The sequence below is a fragment of the Solimonas terrae genome, assembly GCF_011067135.1.
GTDB lineage: Bacteria > Pseudomonadota > Gammaproteobacteria > Nevskiales > Nevskiaceae > Solimonas > Solimonas terrae.
In genome coordinates this window covers 646,430-663,068 of record NZ_JAAMOW010000001.1, presented here as the reverse complement: position 1 = coordinate 663,068, position 16,639 = coordinate 646,430, and the positions used below count along the sequence as shown (strand labels likewise).

At 65.2% G+C, this 16,639-nt stretch carries 15 protein-coding genes and 2 tRNA genes; 4 read left to right on the top strand and 13 right to left on the bottom strand.

Annotated elements, in window-relative coordinates:
* Nucleotides 1-39: 39 nt before the first annotated feature.
* Nucleotides 40-906, bottom strand: a complete 867-nt coding sequence (locus G7Y85_RS03035; protein ID WP_166251438.1) for a sterol desaturase family protein — start codon at nucleotides 904-906, stop codon at nucleotides 40-42.
* 117 nt (nucleotides 907-1,023) lie between these two features.
* On the opposite strand from G7Y85_RS03035, the gene G7Y85_RS03030 reads away from it, so the two are divergent.
* The gene (locus G7Y85_RS03030) at nucleotides 1,024-2,022 is read left to right on the top strand and encodes an AraC family transcriptional regulator (protein ID WP_166251435.1); all 999 of its coding nucleotides are present in this window, start codon (nucleotides 1,024-1,026) and stop codon (nucleotides 2,020-2,022) included.
* 7 nt (nucleotides 2,023-2,029) lie between these two features.
* On the opposite strand, the gene G7Y85_RS03025 is transcribed toward G7Y85_RS03030, so the two are convergent.
* Nucleotides 2,030-2,833: an ABC transporter permease gene (locus G7Y85_RS03025; RefSeq protein WP_166251432.1), complete on the bottom strand. Its 804-nt coding sequence runs from the start codon at nucleotides 2,831-2,833 to the stop codon at nucleotides 2,030-2,032.
* Entirely contained in the window at nucleotides 2,830-3,600 is a 771-nt protein-coding gene (locus G7Y85_RS03020; RefSeq protein WP_166251429.1) for an ABC transporter ATP-binding protein, read from the bottom strand. Before G7Y85_RS03020 ends, G7Y85_RS03025 begins: the two co-directional genes overlap by 4 nt.
* A gap of 110 nt (nucleotides 3,601-3,710) precedes the next feature.
* Here G7Y85_RS03020 and G7Y85_RS03015 point away from each other — a divergent pair.
* The 3 genes from G7Y85_RS03015 (at nucleotide 3,711) to G7Y85_RS03005 (ending at nucleotide 5,867) form a co-directional block, all read left to right on the top strand.
* Nucleotides 3,711-3,786: transfer RNA gene (locus G7Y85_RS03015), tRNA-His, on the top strand.
* A 16-nt stretch (nucleotides 3,787-3,802) separates the two neighbouring features.
* Nucleotides 3,803-3,877, top strand: a tRNA-Lys gene (locus G7Y85_RS03010).
* A 73-nt stretch (nucleotides 3,878-3,950) separates the two neighbouring features.
* Entirely contained in the window at nucleotides 3,951-5,867 is a 1,917-nt protein-coding gene (locus G7Y85_RS03005) for a SurA N-terminal domain-containing protein (RefSeq protein ID WP_166251427.1), read from the top strand.
* A 106-nt stretch (nucleotides 5,868-5,973) separates the two neighbouring features.
* Here the strand turns inward: G7Y85_RS03005 and fabV are convergent, their stop codons facing one another.
* From fabV to G7Y85_RS02955, 10 genes are all read right to left on the bottom strand, one after another.
* Nucleotides 5,974-7,188: an enoyl-ACP reductase FabV gene (fabV, locus tag G7Y85_RS03000; protein ID WP_166251424.1), complete on the bottom strand. Its 1,215-nt coding sequence runs from the start codon at nucleotides 7,186-7,188 to the stop codon at nucleotides 5,974-5,976.
* Between the two features lie 167 nt (nucleotides 7,189-7,355).
* Complete coding sequence (locus tag G7Y85_RS02995; RefSeq protein WP_166251421.1) at nucleotides 7,356-8,339, bottom strand: AgmX/PglI C-terminal domain-containing protein; 984 nt, start codon at nucleotides 8,337-8,339, stop codon at nucleotides 7,356-7,358.
* Complete coding sequence (locus tag G7Y85_RS02990) at nucleotides 8,336-8,842, bottom strand: ExbD/TolR family protein (RefSeq protein WP_166251418.1); 507 nt, start codon at nucleotides 8,840-8,842, stop codon at nucleotides 8,336-8,338. The genes G7Y85_RS02995 and G7Y85_RS02990 overlap by 4 nt, the downstream gene beginning before the upstream one ends.
* The gene (locus G7Y85_RS02985; protein WP_241695927.1) at nucleotides 8,839-9,363 is read right to left on the bottom strand and encodes an ExbD/TolR family protein; all 525 of its coding nucleotides are present in this window, start codon (nucleotides 9,361-9,363) and stop codon (nucleotides 8,839-8,841) included. The genes G7Y85_RS02990 and G7Y85_RS02985 overlap by 4 nt, the downstream gene beginning before the upstream one ends.
* 28 nt (nucleotides 9,364-9,391) lie before the next feature.
* Nucleotides 9,392-10,021, bottom strand: coding sequence for a MotA/TolQ/ExbB proton channel family protein (locus G7Y85_RS02980; RefSeq protein ID WP_166251415.1), 630 nt, complete (start codon nucleotides 10,019-10,021; stop codon nucleotides 9,392-9,394).
* Between the two features lie 72 nt (nucleotides 10,022-10,093).
* The gene (locus G7Y85_RS02975; protein WP_166251412.1) at nucleotides 10,094-10,471 is read right to left on the bottom strand and encodes a hypothetical protein; all 378 of its coding nucleotides are present in this window, start codon (nucleotides 10,469-10,471) and stop codon (nucleotides 10,094-10,096) included.
* On the bottom strand, nucleotides 10,468-11,139 hold the full coding sequence (locus G7Y85_RS02970; RefSeq protein ID WP_241695926.1) for a tetratricopeptide repeat protein: 672 nt from the start codon (nucleotides 11,137-11,139) through the stop codon (nucleotides 10,468-10,470). Before G7Y85_RS02970 ends, G7Y85_RS02975 begins: the two co-directional genes overlap by 4 nt.
* On the bottom strand, nucleotides 11,123-13,996 hold the full coding sequence (locus G7Y85_RS02965) for a tetratricopeptide repeat protein (RefSeq protein WP_166251409.1): 2,874 nt from the start codon (nucleotides 13,994-13,996) through the stop codon (nucleotides 11,123-11,125). Before G7Y85_RS02965 ends, G7Y85_RS02970 begins: the two co-directional genes overlap by 17 nt.
* Nucleotides 13,997-14,010: 14 nt before the next feature.
* On the bottom strand, nucleotides 14,011-15,819 hold the full coding sequence (locus G7Y85_RS02960; protein WP_166251406.1) for a tetratricopeptide repeat protein: 1,809 nt from the start codon (nucleotides 15,817-15,819) through the stop codon (nucleotides 14,011-14,013).
* Entirely contained in the window at nucleotides 15,816-16,316 is a 501-nt protein-coding gene (locus G7Y85_RS02955) for a hypothetical protein (RefSeq protein ID WP_166251403.1), read from the bottom strand. Before G7Y85_RS02955 ends, G7Y85_RS02960 begins: the two co-directional genes overlap by 4 nt.
* Between the last annotated feature and the right edge of the window lie 323 nt (nucleotides 16,317-16,639).

Here is a 16,639-nt window from a genome sequence, read left to right as displayed (position 1 = left end):
CATGACAGCTGCAGCCGGATCGTGCCGGGCGCGCCCCGATCAGCCGGGCCTGTCGCCACCGTAGCGGCGTTCTGCCCAGGCCGGATGGCGGACGAGGATGCGCGGATCGCGGTAGCGCCAAAGATCGCGAAGCAGCGTGCCCATTTCGTGCAGCTGCAGATAGAACGGATTGAACGAGCTGGGCTGGCGCTCGGTGACGCCGTAGACGATCTCGCCGGCATCCTTCTCCGCGCGGAACGTGCCGAACAGGCGATCCCAGATGATCAGCACGCCGCCGAAATTGCGGTCGATCTGCGCCGGGTTGGCGCCGTGATGGACGCGGTGGTGCGACGGGGTGTTGAGCACGGCGCCGAAGCGGTCGAGAAAACTCGGCGCCTCGGTGTGCAGGAAGAACTGATAGAGCAGATTCAGTTCGAGGGCGACGATCGCCCAGGTCTTGTTGAAGCCGACCAGTGCAATCACCACCGCGATCAGCAGATTGCCGCCGTTGAGCACGACCAGATAATTCTGTCGCAGCGCCGTCGAGTAGTTCATGCGGTTCGACGAATGATGAACGGCGTGCGAGGTCCAGAACCAGCGCACCTTGTGCCAGATCAGATGCGAGACATAGAACGTGAAGTCGCTGATCACGAAGATCAGCAGCACGCTCCAGATGCCGTGCACAGGCCGGTACTGCAGTCCGTAGGGATGAACGAGGTCGAAGAACGCGCTGCCGAGCAGCGCGACGAACACGCCGTCGACGAGCTTGTAGCTCAGGCCCATGGTCATGTTCGACACGGTGTCATTGAGCGCATATTTCTCGGGCACGCCGCGCCGCCGCCAGTACCAGGCCTCGGCGAGCACGACGCCGATGAAGATCACGCCGGCGGCGGCGATGAAACTCAGGGCATGCAGCACGTCTTCCATCGGGTTCTCCACGGCGGCAGGCAGGCGCCGACTGTGCGCACATCCTGAGCCTTGCCGGCGGGTCTGTCTTGACGCCCGCTTTTCGTTTTTGACATTCTGCGCCACGGAGGACGACGGGTGGCAGAAGGGGTTTATGTCTCCGCGGCGCTGGCGGAAATGCTGCGGCAATACCTCGACGACGAGGCGATCGCCGCGCCGGCGCTGCGTGCGCAGTTCGACGCGTTCTCGGGTGCCCAGCGCATGCCGGTCGAAACCTGGTGGGCCTTGCTGCAGGCGATCGCCGACCAGTACCCGCGAACGGCAACCGGATTGCACATCGGCCACCACGCACGGCCACACCACGTCGGCGTGCTCGGTTACCTGTCGATGTCCTGCGAGACCCTCGGCCAGGCGCTGGTCCGCTTCCAGCGCTTCCAGCCGCTGCTGCACAACCTGACGCCGACGCTGGCGAGTCGCAAGGGCGACGATTTCCGCCTCAGCTGGGACCCAGCGTACGGACGTTCGACGCGGCTCTCCGACGAAGTGCTGGTTTCGGCGATGCTGACCCTCGCGCGGCAGCTGACGGGGCGTGCCGATCTGAAATGGCGGGGGGTCGAATTTCCCGGCGCCGCGCCTGATGATCCGGCACGCTACGCGCAGCTGCTCGCGTGCCCGGTGCAGTTCGACAGCCGCACGCTGGTCGTGCATCTGGATACCGCGGCCCTGAGCTGGCCGATCAACACGCGCGATCCGCACCTGCGCGCACTGCTCGACCAGCAGGCCGAAGCGCTGCTGCGTGTGCTGCCGCAGGCCGACGCGTTCCTGTCGGCGCTGCAGCAGCAGGTGGTCACGGCGCTGCAGGAGGGTGAGCCGACGCTGGAGCAGATTGCCCGGCGGCTGGGCAGCTCGACGCGCTCGCTGTATCGCCGGCTTGGCGAACGGGGCCTGAGCTACAAGCGCGTGCTCGCCGACACCCGCCACGAGCTGGCGCGTGGCTATCTCGCCGACGCCAAACTCTCGCTGCCGGAGATCGCCCTGCTGCTCGGCTATTCGGAGCAGAGCGCGTTCACGCGCGCGTTCAAGACCTGGGCCGGCGAGACGCCGCTGCGCTACCGCAAGCAGCGCCGTCGGATTTGACGCCGCCTCAGCTGACGCTTTCGGCGCTGTAACGCGCGAGCAGGCCGCTGCGTACCGCGTAGCGGTGCACGCGCGCGAAGCACCAGCCGGCAGCGACGATCTGCACCGCGGCCAGCAGCAGCGCGCCGGCAAGGGCGCTCCAGTCCGGTGGCCGGCCGGCGATGATCGCGCGCATGCCTTCGAACACGTAGGACGGCGGCAGCAGGCGGCCGACCGCCTGCATCCAGGCCGGCAGGGTCGACAAGGGATAGAACACGCCGGCGAACGGCGCGAGCAGTGCCGGGATAGGCCAGACCAGCCATTCCGATGCCGGTCCCAGGCGCAGCACCATCGCGCTGGCGACGACTCCGAGTGCGATGCCGAACATGAACAGCACCAGCAGATACGGCAGCAACAGGATGCCGTAGCTGAAGAACGACAGACCGAACACGCCGCCGGCCAGCAACAGCATGACCAGCAGGCCGACGAGGCTGGTGATGACGCTGGTCAGCACCAGGCCGCTGACGTATTCGGCGATCGTCAGCGGCGAGGCGAACACGTTGAGAAAATTGCGCGACCAGACGTCCTCGAAGAACGCGGTCGTCACGCCCTGCATCACGCGACTGAAGAAATCCCAGAGCAGCACCGCGCCCAGCAGGGTCGGCACGAAATCCATGCCGGAGGGGCCGACGCTGTCGAGATAGCGCGTGATGAAGCCCCACAGCACGATGTCGATCGCGACCCAGGCGAAGGTCGGCAACACGCGTGTCGGGCTGCCGCGCAGCAGGTAGTAATGACGCAGCAGGATGCCGGCGACGTGGCGCGCGTTCATGCGCCGGCCCCGGCGCCGAACGACAGCGGTTCGCGGGCGACACGGATGAACAGATCCTCGAGCGACGCCGCGCCGCGTTCGGCGGGCAGCCGGCGCGGGTCGCCTTCCAGCAGCACGCGCCCGCGCGAGACGAACAGCACGCGATCGCAGACGGCTTCCACTTCATGCATGTTGTGCGAGGTCCAGAGGATGCCGCTGTCGCCGCGGTCGGCGATCGCGCGAATCATCTGCCGGAGTTCGCGCGCACTGGCCGGATCGATCGAGGCAGTCGGCTCGTCGAGCAGCAGCAGCCGCGGCTGGTTGAGCATGGCCTTGGCAAGACACACGCGGGTCTGCTCTCCCGACGACAGCACGCCGCATTTGCTGTCCCGGAAGGTCTGCAGATCGAATTGTTCGAGCAGCTGTTCGATGCGAGTACGGAGATCGGGTACGGCGTAGATCAGGCCGAAGACGCGCAGGTTCTGCCAGACGGTGAGATTTCCGGGCAGCGGGGCGTAGACCGCCGCGAAGTTGACCGTCGCCAGCGCCTCGGCGCGATGCCGGGCAACGTCGAGCCCGTCGATGACGATGCGGCCGGCGCTCGGTTCGAGCACGCCGAGCACCATGTTCAGGGTCGTGGTCTTGCCGGCGCCGTTCGGACCGAGCAGGCCGACGATCTCGCCGCGCCGCACCGCGAACGAAATGTCGTCGACGGCGATCGTGTCGCCATAGTGCTTGCGCAGCGCGGCAACGCTCAGTACCGGACCGCGGTGTGGTTCATCGGGCATGGAAAATCCGTGTCGGCATGATTTCGAGGACGGGAATTGTTGACGCGCGATTCGTTCTGCTATGATTCGCGCCCCTGACGGCTCCCCCAGCGGGGAGAGTGTTCCCGATGGTGGCCGTAGCTCAGTTGGTAGAGTCCCAGATTGTGATTCTGGTTGTCGCGGGTTCGAGCCCCGTCGGTCACCCCAGTTTTGTTGTAGCAGCGGGCTGTTAGCTCAATGGTAGAGCAGCTGACTCTTAATCAGTAGGTTCGGGGTTCGAGTCCCTGACAGCCCACCAGACAAACAAAAAGCCCGGCCCAGCCGGGCTTTTTGCTAATGACAACGCGAAAGCGGTTTGAGAGAGTACAGGCATGCTCCAGAGTATTCGTGATCGGACCTCCGGCCTTGTCGCCGGCTTCGTCATCGCCCTCGTCACCATTCCGTTTGCGTTCTGGGGCGTGCAGTCGTTCACGAGCGGTGGCGGCGATCCGCTGGTGGCCAAGGTCGGCAGCGAGAAGATCAAGCAGTCGCAGTTCCGGCACGCTTACGAGCAGCGCTATCAGCAGTATCTGCAGCTGATGGGAGAAAACTTCCGCGCCGACCAGTTCGATCAGGCCAAGTTCCAGAAGTCCGTGCTTGACGACATGACGCAGGAGTCGATGCTGCGTCAGTACACCGACAAGGCCGGTTATCGCGCCAACGACGCGATCCTGTTCAACGCGATCGCCGCGATTCCGGCGTTCCAGAGCGACGGCAAGTTCAACACCGAAACCTATCGCAGCACGCTGGCGCGCCAGAATCTGGCACCGTCGCGTTTCGAGGCGCAGTTGCGCCAGTCGCTGGAAATCGACCAGATGCGCGAGGCCATCACCGACACGGCATTCATGCCGCCGGTCGAGCGCGAGCAGTTGATGCAGGTGGCCGGGCAGCAGCGCGAGATCAGCTACGCGCTGTTCGACGTCAGCAAGGATGCCGCCGACATCACGGTCAGCGACGACGCGGTCAAGCAGCGCTACGAGGACGACAAGAGCCAGTACATGGCGCCCGAGCGCATCAAGCTTGCCTATGTTGAACTGTCGCCGGATACGCTGCCGACGGCTGCTGCGCCGGGGCAGGACGTGCTGAAGGTGCTCTACGACGCCGAAAAGCAGGGCCGGTTCACGACGGCCGAAGAACGCCGCGCGCGCCATATCCTGATCAAGTTCGGAGCCGACAAGGCCGCTGCGGAGAAGAAGGCCGAAGCCATCGAAGCGCAGCTGAAGAATGGTGCCGATTTTGCGACGCTGGCCAAGGCGGACTCCGAAGACGTCGGCTCCAAGCTCAAGGGCGGCGAACTGGGCTGGCTGAAGCGCGGCCAGATGCCGGACAGCTTCGAAAAGGTCCTGTGGGACATGAAGTCGGGAGCGATCAGCGATCCGGTCGAAACCGAGTTCGGCTGGCACATCATCCAGGTCGAAGAGATCAAGCCGGGGACGGTCAAGCCTTTCGACGATCCGTCGGTGCAGCACGATCTGGTCGAGCTCTACCAGAACCGCGAGAAGCAGAAGCATTTCGAGGAACTCAGCGACAAGCTCGAGCAGCTGGCGTTCGAGAACCCGACCTCGCTGGAGCCGATCACCAACGAGCTGGGCCTGAAGGTCGAGACCACCGACTGGTTCACGCGTGCCGGTGGCAGCGATCTGGCCGCCAACGATGCCATCAAGGAAGCGGCGTTCTCGCAGGAAGTGCTCAAGGATGGCGAGAACAGTAAGCCGATCGCCGTGGGCGAGAGCAAGCTGGTGGTGATCCGCAAGGCCGAATACGAGGCACCGCGCCAGCGCAGTCTCGACGAGGTGTCGGCCGACGTGCGCAAGACCCTGGAAACCGAACAGGCCAGGCTCAAGGCACAGGCCGACGCCAAGGCCCTGCTGGCTGCGGTCCGGGGTGGTCAGTCGCTGGCCGATGCGGCGGCCGCCGCCAAGGTGGAGATCAAGGATGCCGGCGCGTTGCGCCGCGACAACCAGAGCGAAGATGCCGCGCTCGTCGATGCGGCATTCAAGCTGCCGCACCCGAAGGACGACAAGCCCAGCTATGGTGTCGCGACCCTGAGCGACGGCAATGTTGCGGTGCTGGCGCTGCGCAAGATCGACCTGCCGCCGGCCGATGCGATTCCGCCGGGCGCGACCGCGCAGTTCGATCAGCTCGCCGCCGGTCTCGAGTTCCAGGCCTACCGCGATCGCATCGCCGACAAGATCAAGGTCAAGATCGTCAATCCGCCGCAGGCCCAGGAGCCTTCGCCGGACGAGTGATCGCACCCGGCGCCGCGCCGGGCGTATCGAAAAACCGCTCGTGGCCAGCGCCCCGAGCGGTTTTTTGTACCCGGCGGGAGCGTGCGACTGCGCACGCCGCGCCGGCTTATGCCGGCGTCAGTTCGATGCAGTCGAAGTGCACGTCCGGATCGACCTCGGCGTCATAGTCGATGTCGCTGCGCGTGAAGCCGAACAGTTTCAGGAACTCCTGCTTGTAGCTCGCGTAGTCCGTGAGTTCGAACAGGTTTTCGGTGTTGACCTGCGGCCACAGCGCCTTGCAGGCGCCCTGCACATCGTCGCGCAATTCCCAGTCGTCGAGTCGCAGGCGATGCTCGGCGTCGGTGCTCGGTCCCTTGCCGTCGGCGCGATAGAGTTGATCGCGGAACAGGCGGTTGAGCTGTTCGATCGTGCCTTCGTGCAGGCCCTTGTCCTTCATGATGCGGAATACCATCGACAGGTACAGCGGCATGACCGGAATCGCCGCGCTGGCCTGCGTCACCACCGACTTCAGCACCGCGACATGGGCGCTGCCGCCGATGGCCTGCAGGCTGGCGTCGAGACGTCGCGCCGTCGCGTCGAGATCGGTCTTGGCGCGGCCGAGCGCGCCATGCCAGTAGATCGGCCAGGTGATGTCGGTACCGATGTAGCTGAACGCGACCGTACGCGCGCCGGGCGCGAGCACGCCCGCGGCTGCCAGCGCCTGCAGCCACAGCTCCCAGTCCTGACCGCCCATGACGGTGACCGTGTCCTCGATTTCCTGTTCGGTCGCCGGTTCGATCGAGGCCTGGATGATGCTGTCCTTGTTGGTGTCGATCGCGGTTGCCGTATAGGTCTGGCCGATCGGCTTGAGCGCCGAGCGCTTCACTTCGCCGGTGGTCGGCAGCTTGCGCACCGGCGAGGCCAGCGAGTAGACCACCAGATCGATCTTGCTTCCCATCTCGGTCTTGATCAGTTCGATGACCCGCGCACGCGCCTCGTTCGAGAACGCGTCACCGTTGATCGACTTGCTGTACAGGCCTTCGGCCTTGGCGAACTTGTCGAAGGCGGCGGAGTTGTACCAGCCGGCGGTGCCGGCCTTCTTGTCGCTGCCCGGCTTTTCGAAGAACACGCCGAGCGTGTCGGCACCGAAACCGAAGGCCGAGGTGATGCGCGCAGCCAGGCCGTAGCCGCTGGAGGCGCCGATGACGAGAACCTTCTTCGGGCCGTCCTTGCGCACGCCCTGGGCGCGGGTGGCCTCGATCTGCTCGAGCACGTTGCGTTCGCAGCCGAGCGGATGCGTGGTGGTGCAGATGAAGCCGCGGACCTTGGGATGGATGATCACTGCATTCCTCGTCGTCGTTGGGGGCAGCGGCATTCTACTGGCTGCAGCGACCGATGCGTCGGTCGCTGCAGCGACTCCGGGACGCGGACGGCACGCCGACCGGTAGTTGACCGCCAAGAAAAAGGCGCCGGGTCACGGCGCCTTGATTGCAAGCGGGAAGCTGCCGATCAGGACGGCAGGAAGTTGATCGGATAGTTCGGGAATGTGAACGACGGGACGTCCTTGGCGCCGAAGTTCAGCAGCATCACGCGCTGCACGACCTTGCGCTCCAGATCCGGATCGTTGAACGTGCTCGACACCACCTTGCAGTCGGTGACGCTGCCGTTCGGTGCGATCGTCAGACTGACGACGATCTTGCCCGAGCCGATGTTCGGGTCCTCGCGCATCGCGCGATTGAAGATCGCGTAGAACGCACCCTTGTTGCGGTCGAAGGTCAGCTGGATTTCCTCCAGCGTGCGTCCGGCGAGCAGCTTGTCGCCGTTCTGTCCCGGCCGGGTCTTGTCCGGGCCTGCACCGCGTGGTGCCTGCACCGTGGTCGTGCGCCGTTCGCCGAGACCGGCACCGGACTGCAGGCGACGATCGTCACCGTTGCCGGTGGCACCGATGCCGCCGCTGCCGCTGGCAGCCGACGCCGCGAAGTTCTCGGTCGAGCCGCCGGATGCCCCGGTGCCGGCCTGCGCCGTGATGCGGTTGCTGCTCAGCGAGCGATTGGCGTCAAGTCCGTGCAGCGACTGGTCGCGCAGTTCGGCGAGCTGGTCGGCCATCGCCAGCACGCCGGAACTCTGCGCAACCGCGCGCGCCTGTGCCTGCTGCTGGGCTTCGGTCGGCACCGGCTTCGGTGGCGCTTCGGGCTTGTCGTGCTTCGGCGTCGGCGACTTGGCCGGCTCCTCCGGCGGCTTCTTGTTGTCCTCGGGCGCCGGTTTCGGCTCCTCGACCTGATCGGCGACCGGTGCGTCGGGCAGGATACTGACATAGCGCTGCTCGACCGTGTCGCCGCCACCGCGCTGCAGGCCGGTCAGCTGGATCAGCGGAATCAGCACACCGAGCACGACGAACAGCAGCAGCATGATGCCGCTGATCTTGCGGAAGCGGCGGTCCGCTTCCTCGGTCAGGCTCCAGCCGTCGAACGCGGTGACAAAGCTTGCGTTCACGGCGTGCCTCCGTGCTTCTCGATGACGGCCAGCGAGATCTTCGCGAAGCGCGCCTCGGTACAGGTCGCCATCACTTTCTTCAGAACCTCGTACGGAATGGCCTTGTCGGCCATGATGTTGACGTCGCCACGCGTGACCGAAGTGGCGTCGCCGCCGTCGACGCGCAACAGTGGCGCGCGCAGCAATTCGGCTTTCAGATCGGGCAGGAAAGTGCTGTCGGTTGCCGAAGCATCCGACGTGCTCATGACGCGCACGTTGTCGACGAGGATGTCGTTCTTGCTGACGACGATCACCGGCGTCTGCTTGGGCTCTTCCTTGACGATGGATTTCGGCAGCTGCAGCGAATTCGGGCTGGGCAGCACTTCGACGGCGAGCGCGTTGACCAGCAGGTAGAAGACCAGGATCGCGAAGATGTCGATCAGCGAGACGACGTTCATCTCGACTTCGCGGCCGGCCATGCGGAACTTGCGCTGCGCGCGCTTGGCTGATGAGCGCTGTCTCATGGCTGGTCTCCCTTCGGTGCATCACCGAGCGAGACGTTCGGGAACATTTCAGCCGGCATGCCGGCGGCGCGCGCCTCGGCCGGCGCAAAGCGTGCGGCGTCCATGATCTTGATCAGGTCGTCGTACGGAATGTCCGGCTCCAGCAGCAGCGTCACGGTGTCTTCGCTGGGCGCGGTCTTCTTGACCTCGACCAGAAGGTCCGACAGCGCCTGCAGGTTGTAACCCTCCGGCGTGTTGTCGAGCCGGCGCAGGCCGCCATTGCGATCGGACACGTCCAGACCGTTCTTGTGCAGCGTGATCGTCAGCTGCAGCGGCGGCTTGTCCGGCGTCGTCTGCTGATCGGGGGAGGGCAGGTTGAGATTGATGACATTGAGCTTGGCGGCGGTGATCGACGAGCTGACCAGCAGGAAGAACACCAGCACCGCGAACACGTCGATCATCGACACGATGTTCAGCGACACCGCCCGCGCGCGCATCCGTTGATGGCGCTCCAGGCGGCGCGATTGGCGCGACATTTTCATCCGGGGAACCCCTGTGGACGGGATCGGATTACTTGCGCGCGGCTGCGCTGACGAACTTGGTGCAGGCGGCCTCGAGGCTGTCGATCAGCTCGGTGGTCTTGGCCTGCAGCCAGGCATGCACGATCAGCGTCGGAATCGCGACCATCAGGCCGAAGGCCGTGCAGTTCATGGCCTCGGAGATGCCGCGCGACAGCAGGTCGGCCTTCTCGGTCGGATCGGCGTTGCCGAGGGCGGCAAACGCGGCGATCAGGCCGATCACGGTGCCGAGCAGGCCGAGCAGGGTCGACATGTTCGAGAACGTCGCCAGGTAGTGCGTGCGGCGCTCGACGGCCGGCAGCACTTCCATCAGCGCCTCTTCGGTCGCGGTTTCGACCTCGTTGCGATGCCGGTCGACCTTGGCCTGCGCGGCGCCGGCCGACAGGATGCGACCGACTGCGGTGTCGGAGCCGGACGCCAGCTGTTCGACGGTGGCGATGTCGCCGTTGGCGAGCAGCGGTGCTGCTTCGCTCCAGATCTTGCGGTTTTCACTCTCGACGCGGCTCAGGAACAGCCAGCGTTCGATGGCGATCGCGACGCTGAGCGCCAGCACGATCGCGATCGGGTACATCATGAAACCGCCCTTCTGGAAGAAGTGGAGGATGGTGACGAAGAAATCCATGTTGCGTGTCCTCGGTGGTCAAGCCTTGCCAATTGAGATTGTCGGCAGCTCGTCGTTGAGCTGCTCGTTCCGCTAGCGCTTCTCGGGCGTGATGATGCCCTTCTTCTTCAACTCGGCCGTCAGGACTTCGTAGTACTCCACCTGACGGTCAAAAACGGTGCGGTCGATCGGTACCGCTTTTTCCTGCAAGAGCCGCGCCGGACGGTCGATGTCCTTCTCGGCGTGGGCGTCACGCCACGGCGTGATGTACAGGCCGATCGGCGATTCACGTTCGCCGAAGATCGTGGTGCCGGGCTTGTCGGCTGCCGCCATGCCGTTGTCAGGCCGCGCGACGATCGCCTTGGTGGCCGCGTCCGGGCCGGCGACCGCCGGCATCTCGTCCTGCGCCGACACCGTCGCGCTCAGCGCGCAGAGAATCAGGGGCAGGGGCAGAAAATGACGGGACTTCATGGTGTCGTTCCGGACGGGGCCGCGGCGGCCGGCGGCGCTGTGGTGACCTTGGTTCTGGCTTCGAGTTCGGCAACCCAGGCCGTCACCCGCAGATCTTCCTTCTTCGATGTGCTCAGGTACTGCTTGTACTGCTCCAGCGCTGCCTGCGGCTGTTTCAGGTACTCATCGAGCAGGATCGCGTAGTTGAGGCGGGTCAGGGCATCGTCGGGCGCCACCGCCAGCCCCTTCTCGTACGCCAGCTTGGCGCGCGCGTAGTCGCCGGCCTCGCGGTTGAGTATGCCGAGCCAGTTGAATGCGACGACATTGTTCGGATCGATCTGTGCAGCGCGCGTGAACGCGGCGATCGCCGCATCCCGTTTCTTGGCCTTGGCTTCGAGAATGCCGAGGTTGGTCCACGGTCCCGCGTACTGCGGGAAATCGCCGGTCAAGGCCTTGAACGCATCTTCGGCACCCTGCGCATCGCCGTTCTTCATCTGCGTCAGCGCGGCATCGAAGCGCGCCTGCGGATCGCCGTGATCGGGTGGTTTGACTGCGGGCGCCGCCGGCCGCGTGCTGGCGGGATTTTCCGGACGCACCGGCTCGCCGCCGCAGGCCGCGATCAGCAGCGGCAGCAAGGCCAGCGCGACGCGCGCAGCGCGCATCGTCCGGAGCTTAATTGAGCGTTTCATAACGATCCTGTCCCTGTTCGCGCTTCGCGTACTGGGCCGGTGCCAGCACGGCAAGCTGGGCGGCGCTCTTGGCGACCCACTCGTCGTAGATGCCCTGGTTGATGCGGCGCAGGTTGTTCTCGTAGGTCTTGATCGCCTTTTCCTCGAACGGTTCGGCCTGTTCTTCGAGCAGCAGGTTGTACTGTTCGAGCTCCAGCGCCGACAGCTTTTTCGGCCGCTCCGAGTCGAGCAGGGCGCGTCCGAAGCTCTGGTATACCGCACCGGTCTCGAAGGTGGCGGCGGTCGTGACGTCGGCATAGCCGTAGCCGGCGGCCTTGTCGAACCAGTTCAGGGCCTGCTCCATGCTCTGCTTGCGTTTCGGCAGGCTCTTTTCGATCGGTGCGCTCAGCGCGATCGCCTGCATGTCGCGCGACGCGATGCGGCCGAGTTCGAGGCTGGCCTTGGCGGCCAGCGAGCGCGAGCGGTCGCTGGCTTGCGCGCCGGCACCGTCGTTGACGGCAATCTGCTCGCGCAGCGCGCTGTTCAGCGCATCGCCGTTGCCGCTGCTGCGGGCGTAGTCGACCAGCTTGCTGCGGGCCTCGACGTTGCGGTCGAACGTGCCCGGGAAGTTCTTCACGTAGTAGTCGTACGCGCTGCCGGCATCGGCCGGCGACTTGGCTTCCTCGTACAGCGTTGCCGTCAGCCAGGCGGCCTGCTCGCGAGTCGGCGTGTCCTCGCTCGTGCGCCGCGCGATGCGGGCGTAGGCCTGCGCCGCCTGCTGCGGCTTGTTGTCCTTCTGGTAGGCGACGGCGAGTTTCTTGTCGACATCGGCGATCAGCGGATTGTCCGGGAACAGGCTGCGGAAGTTCTCCAGCACGCGTGCCGCCTGCGGCCAGTCCTGCTGGGCGATCAGCGCGGCGGCGCCGTCGTAGTCGGCGGTCGCGCGGATCTTCGCGGTCGGCGTGACCTGACCGACGCGCAGGAACTGCTGCGCGGCGGTCTTCATGTCGCCGGCCGTGCGTGCGGCTTCGCCCTGCTTGTAGATTGCCGCCGCCAGCTGCTCGGTGACTTCGGCGCTCTGCGGCGTGTTGGCCGGCGTGCGCTTCAGTTCTTCGGCGAACGCGGTTTCGGCCTGCGGATAACGGGCGAGGGCGAATTGCGAATCGCCGGTCACGCTCCAGGCCAGACGCTGCTGTTCCGGCGTGACATTGCCGGTGGCCTTGATGACGCGGTCGGCGACCGTGATCGCACGTTCGTGGTCCTTGAGCTCGAACAGGTCTTCGGCGGTCTGAGTCAGTACCGCATTGCGCTGCACGTGTGCCGGATAGGTGTCGGCGAGCTTGAGGCTTTCGTCGATCGCCAGCTTGAGCGCCTGCGGACGTTGTTCGGCCGGCACTTCCTTGGCGTACTTCTGGTATGCAAGCACGGCCGCGTACGCGGCTTCCGGAGCCTTGATGTGCGGTCGATAACCGTAGGCCGTCTTGCTGTATTCCTGCGCGGCTTCCAGCGTGTGGCCGCCGTCGAGCAGAGCATCGCCGAGCAGGAAATTGATGTCCGGCAGTTTCGGGTCCTGCGGGAACAGCTCGATGATGCGGCGGTAGCTCTTGGCAGCCGTCAGGAAGCCGGCCGGTGGTGTCGCCGGCGGCGTCTTGGCGTCGCGCAACTGTTGCTGGGCGCCGGCGTGATAGAACTTGGCGATGTCTTCGAGATGGCCGCGCAGTGCGGTCATCACTTCCGGTGTTGCCGGCTGGCCGTTCCAGTACGGGGCCGAAGGATCGTAGCTGGCGACGTAGCGCTCCTTCTCCTTGAGCACCAGATCGTCGAAGCCGCCGGCCTGGTAGGCGGCGATCACGCGGGTCTGGAAGGTCGGGGCCAGCGGCGAGCCTGGATAGCGTGTGATGAATGCGGCGCTGGCGTTGGCGGCGTCGGTGTAGCGATTCTTGTCCAGCATCGCGTCGCCGAGCGCGACGTACAGCAGCGGATAGAAGCGCGGATCGCCGTGCTTGGCCAGGTAGTCGTTCAGCGCCGGACCACCGCCGAGGGTGGTCAGCGACAGCGTGATGACGCGCAGCGAGTCCTTGGCGAGATCCAGTTTGCCCTTGCTGACGCCGTTGATCGCGGCTTCCGGATCGGTGGTCTGACCGGGCGGCAGCTCGCGGTCAAGGATGTCGCAGAAGGTGCTGATGGCCTCTTCGTACTTGGCTTGCTTGTACTGCGACCAGCCGTACTTGTACTGCGCCTGCTCGAAGAACGGTGTCGCGTCCTTGAGCGCCATCACCGTGTGGTATTCGGTCTCGGCTTCGGCGTAGCGGGTGCGGATGAACAGCAGTTCGGCGCGACGGAAATGCGCATCGCCGGCAATCTGCGAATCCGGCTGGCGATCGGTCAGCTCCTTCAGCGTGTCGATCGCCGCGTCCGGCTCGCCGACATTCTGCTGGGCGCGCGCCAGCTGGTAATAGATGCGGGCGTTCTTGGGATCGTCCGGATGCTCCTTGAGCAGTCCTTTGTAGAGACTGATCGATTCGTGTACGGCCTTTTCCGATTCCGGCGTGGCGCCGTCGGCGTCGGCCATCTGCACCTGAAGGTCGGCGAGCCGGCGCGTCGACTCGTCGCGCGTTTCGGCATCCGGCTTGAGCTTGAGCAGTTCGCGATAATTGTCGGCCGCCTTCTGCGGGTCGGGGGCGATGTCTTCGGACTTGATGATCGGCAGTACGTCCGGTGCCGGTGCCTTTTCCTTGCCGATCGTCGCGCGGATCGGCGGCGCCGAATCCTTGACGACCTGCGGGGTGCAGGCGGACATCGCCAGCACGGCTTGCGCGATGGCGGCGAGCGCGAGCGTAGTCGGGAAGCTGGCGCGCGTATGCGATTTGGGGGTCATCGGCTCGGTCACGGCTATTGGTCGCCCTGCTTCTGTCGATCGTAAAGACGCGCCAGCGCGAAACGTGCCTCGATCAGGTAGCGCTCGATCTGCTGGCGCTGACCTTCGAGTTCGTGCATCGACATGTCCTGCAGCAGCTGCGCCTGGTCGGCGCCGGCGGCCGTCAGTTGTTCGCGAAGATTGCCGACCCGCGCCTGCAGCGCCAGTGTGCGTTCATATGGGCCGTCGAAACGTGCGGGCGCGGCCGCCAGCGCCAGCGCCGGCAGCGGCGGATTGCCGGTCGAAAGCTTGTCGTTGTAAGCGCCCGGCGCCGCCAGATGCGAGTCGAAGCGCAGCGTTGCCTTGACGTCCGGGTAGGGTGGCGTGGCGTCGCTGAGCGCGCGCTTGATCAGCACGTCGGCATCGCCCGCCGGGCGTTCGGTGGTGCTGTAGTCGTGTGCGATGCCATCGAGGCGTACGCGCCAGGCTTCGATATTGCGCGAGAGCATGCGCAGGTCACGGTAATTCTTCAGTGCTTCCTGGAAGCGATGCTCGGCGAGCAGGTTCTGCAGGAAGTAGGTCTCCGGTGCGTCCGGCAGATCGTGCAGTTTCCAGTCCCAGCCCGCTTCCGAGTCGAGGTCGCGACGGACGATGGTCTCGACCATGCGGCCCTGCTTGATCGACGCCATCGCCTCGTTCATCCGCGAACGCGCGTTTTCGAGGATGTCGACCGCCTTCTCGTAGTACTGCAAGGCCTGGGTGTGGGCGTCGAGCTTGTCGAGCGTGTAAGGGATCGCCAGCCACGCTTCCTCGACGGCCGGGTCCATGGGGTCGCGCTTGGTCAGCTCGATCCACGGTACCAGCGCGCGACGCAGCGCCGCTTCGGTTTCCGGATCGCTGTTGCGCAGGCGGAACGAATGCAGGCCCGCGCGATCGAAGACGTCCTGGTCGAGATAGCCCGGACGAATCAGCACACCGAGCGTCGACAATGTCGTCAGCACCCGGTTCTTCGGATTGTTGCTGTCGGCGTCCGGCGTATCGGCCTTCTGGATGCGCGAGCCCTGCGGTGCGAGCTGGGCCCAACCGAGGCCGAGCAGGGCACGATTCGAGAATGGCCCCTCGACGCGCACGCGGCTGAATACCGGCTTGGCGGTGCCGCCCTGCTGCGTCTGCAGGAATTGCCAGCCCAGCGTCAGATTCGCGCGGTCGCGCAGCGCGAGTTCCTCGCTGGTCTGCGGGCGCATGGTGCCGACGTTGTCGAGTACCGTCTGGCCCTGCACGGTGCGGCCATCGTTGAGCAGCGCGATGCCGAGGTTGTAACGCGTGAAGGCGGACTGCTTGTCGCCGTCCTTGAGCAGGGCATCGGCGGCTTCGCCATAGCGGCCTTCCGCCATCAGCACGCGACCGAGCAGATCCTGCCAGTCGGGCATCAGTTCCGGCGGCAGCTTTTCGCGCATGCGATACAGCGTGGCGCGCGCTTCCGCGGTGTAGCCGCGTTCGTAATCGAATTCGGCAAGCTGCAGATTGGCCTGACCGATGCGTTTCGGGTCCGGCGCGATCGTCGCGAGGTTGCGATAGATCTCCTCGGCACGATCACGCATGCCGAAACCCAGATAGTTGTCGGCCAGCCGCCACTGGTATTCGGCGGGCATCTTCAGCGGATCGGTCTTGCCGGCGATCTGCTGCAATTCGACGATCGCCGAGAAATGACGCTTGTCGTCGTCGAGGAAGCGCGCGAGGCGAACCTGCGGATCGTCGGCACTGCCGGGTTCATAGGTTTCGACCGCGCTCGCAGCCAGCGGCAGCAGTGCGGTGACGAGGGCGAGGGCGAGGCGCGCTTTCATCGTGCCGACCTCCACTGCTTCATCGTCAATTTCGGTTTGCCGCCGAAGCGGCTTTCCCTGGCGATGATGAATTCGACGTCGGTGGCATAGGCGGGTTTGTCGATGGTCACGTCGTACTGATCGCCCAGCGGCGGATCGCTGTCCTTGGCGTCGGCGAACTTGCCGTGGAAGCTGACGTGCAGGCGGTGCGGGCCAGGGTCGGCGGACACCCGGATCAGGCGCTGCAGTGCCTCTTTGCCGAGAATCGCGCGCGAATCGAATTCGTCGTAGTGATAGACCTCCGGCGCGTGATCGTCGAGCTTGACCGTCACATCCTGCAGCAGCAGACCGCCGGCCTTGACGCTGAGATAGACATTCAGGCGGTCATAGGCGGGCAGTACGGCATCCACTTCGGCAGACGACGCCTCGCTGTTGAATTCGAGCACTTCGTCCTTCAGTGCCTGGACGGTCTGATCGAGCTTGATGGCGCGCTCGCCCATGTCCGGCGTGGCGGCCACGGCGGGCAAGCTCAACAAAAGTACAAGGCTTGCGCCTAGGGCCTTGTGGCGGCCTCGAGTTGTCGGCATCGGCTGCTTGAATCCGGTCGGGCTGATGAGTGTAGCAAAGCAATTCGCGCGATACGGCGCGTCGTCGATCGTGCAATTGTGACGAAATCATGGGCGCGTGCTTGTCCGCCTTTGGCTCGCCGCCACTGAACGGTGTGATGTTGCAGACGAACGGAATCGATATCGCGATCGTCTTGTGCGAAACGAGCTTCGGGGCTTGATTTTTCCTGCGAACTGCGAAGCAGTCGTCGCCCTCGCGAAACGAGTGCGCAACT

Coding starts and splice junctions, on each gene's coding strand:
- G7Y85_RS03035 (WP_166251438.1), bottom strand. CDS start 906: ATGGAAGACGTGCTGCATGCCCTGAGTTTCATCGCCGCCGCCGGCGTG.
- G7Y85_RS03025 (WP_166251432.1), bottom strand. CDS start 2,833: ATGAACGCGCGCCACGTCGCCGGCATCCTGCTGCGTCATTACTACCTG.
- G7Y85_RS03020 (WP_166251429.1), bottom strand. CDS start 3,600: ATGCCCGATGAACCACACCGCGGTCCGGTACTGAGCGTTGCCGCGCTG.
- G7Y85_RS03005 (WP_166251427.1), top strand. CDS start 3,951: ATGCTCCAGAGTATTCGTGATCGGACCTCCGGCCTTGTCGCCGGCTTC.
- G7Y85_RS02990 (WP_166251418.1), bottom strand. CDS start 8,842: ATGAGACAGCGCTCATCAGCCAAGCGCGCGCAGCGCAAGTTCCGCATG.
- G7Y85_RS02985 (WP_241695927.1), bottom strand. CDS start 9,363: ATGAAAATGTCGCGCCAATCGCGCCGCCTGGAGCGCCATCAACGGATG.
- G7Y85_RS02980 (WP_166251415.1), bottom strand. CDS start 10,021: ATGGATTTCTTCGTCACCATCCTCCACTTCTTCCAGAAGGGCGGTTTC.
- G7Y85_RS02975 (WP_166251412.1), bottom strand. CDS start 10,471: ATGAAGTCCCGTCATTTTCTGCCCCTGCCCCTGATTCTCTGCGCGCTG.
- G7Y85_RS02970 (WP_241695926.1), bottom strand. CDS start 11,139: ATGAAACGCTCAATTAAGCTCCGGACGATGCGCGCTGCGCGCGTCGCG.
- G7Y85_RS02965 (WP_166251409.1), bottom strand. CDS start 13,996: ATGACCCCCAAATCGCATACGCGCGCCAGCTTCCCGACTACGCTCGCG.
- G7Y85_RS02960 (WP_166251406.1), bottom strand. CDS start 15,819: ATGAAAGCGCGCCTCGCCCTCGCCCTCGTCACCGCACTGCTGCCGCTG.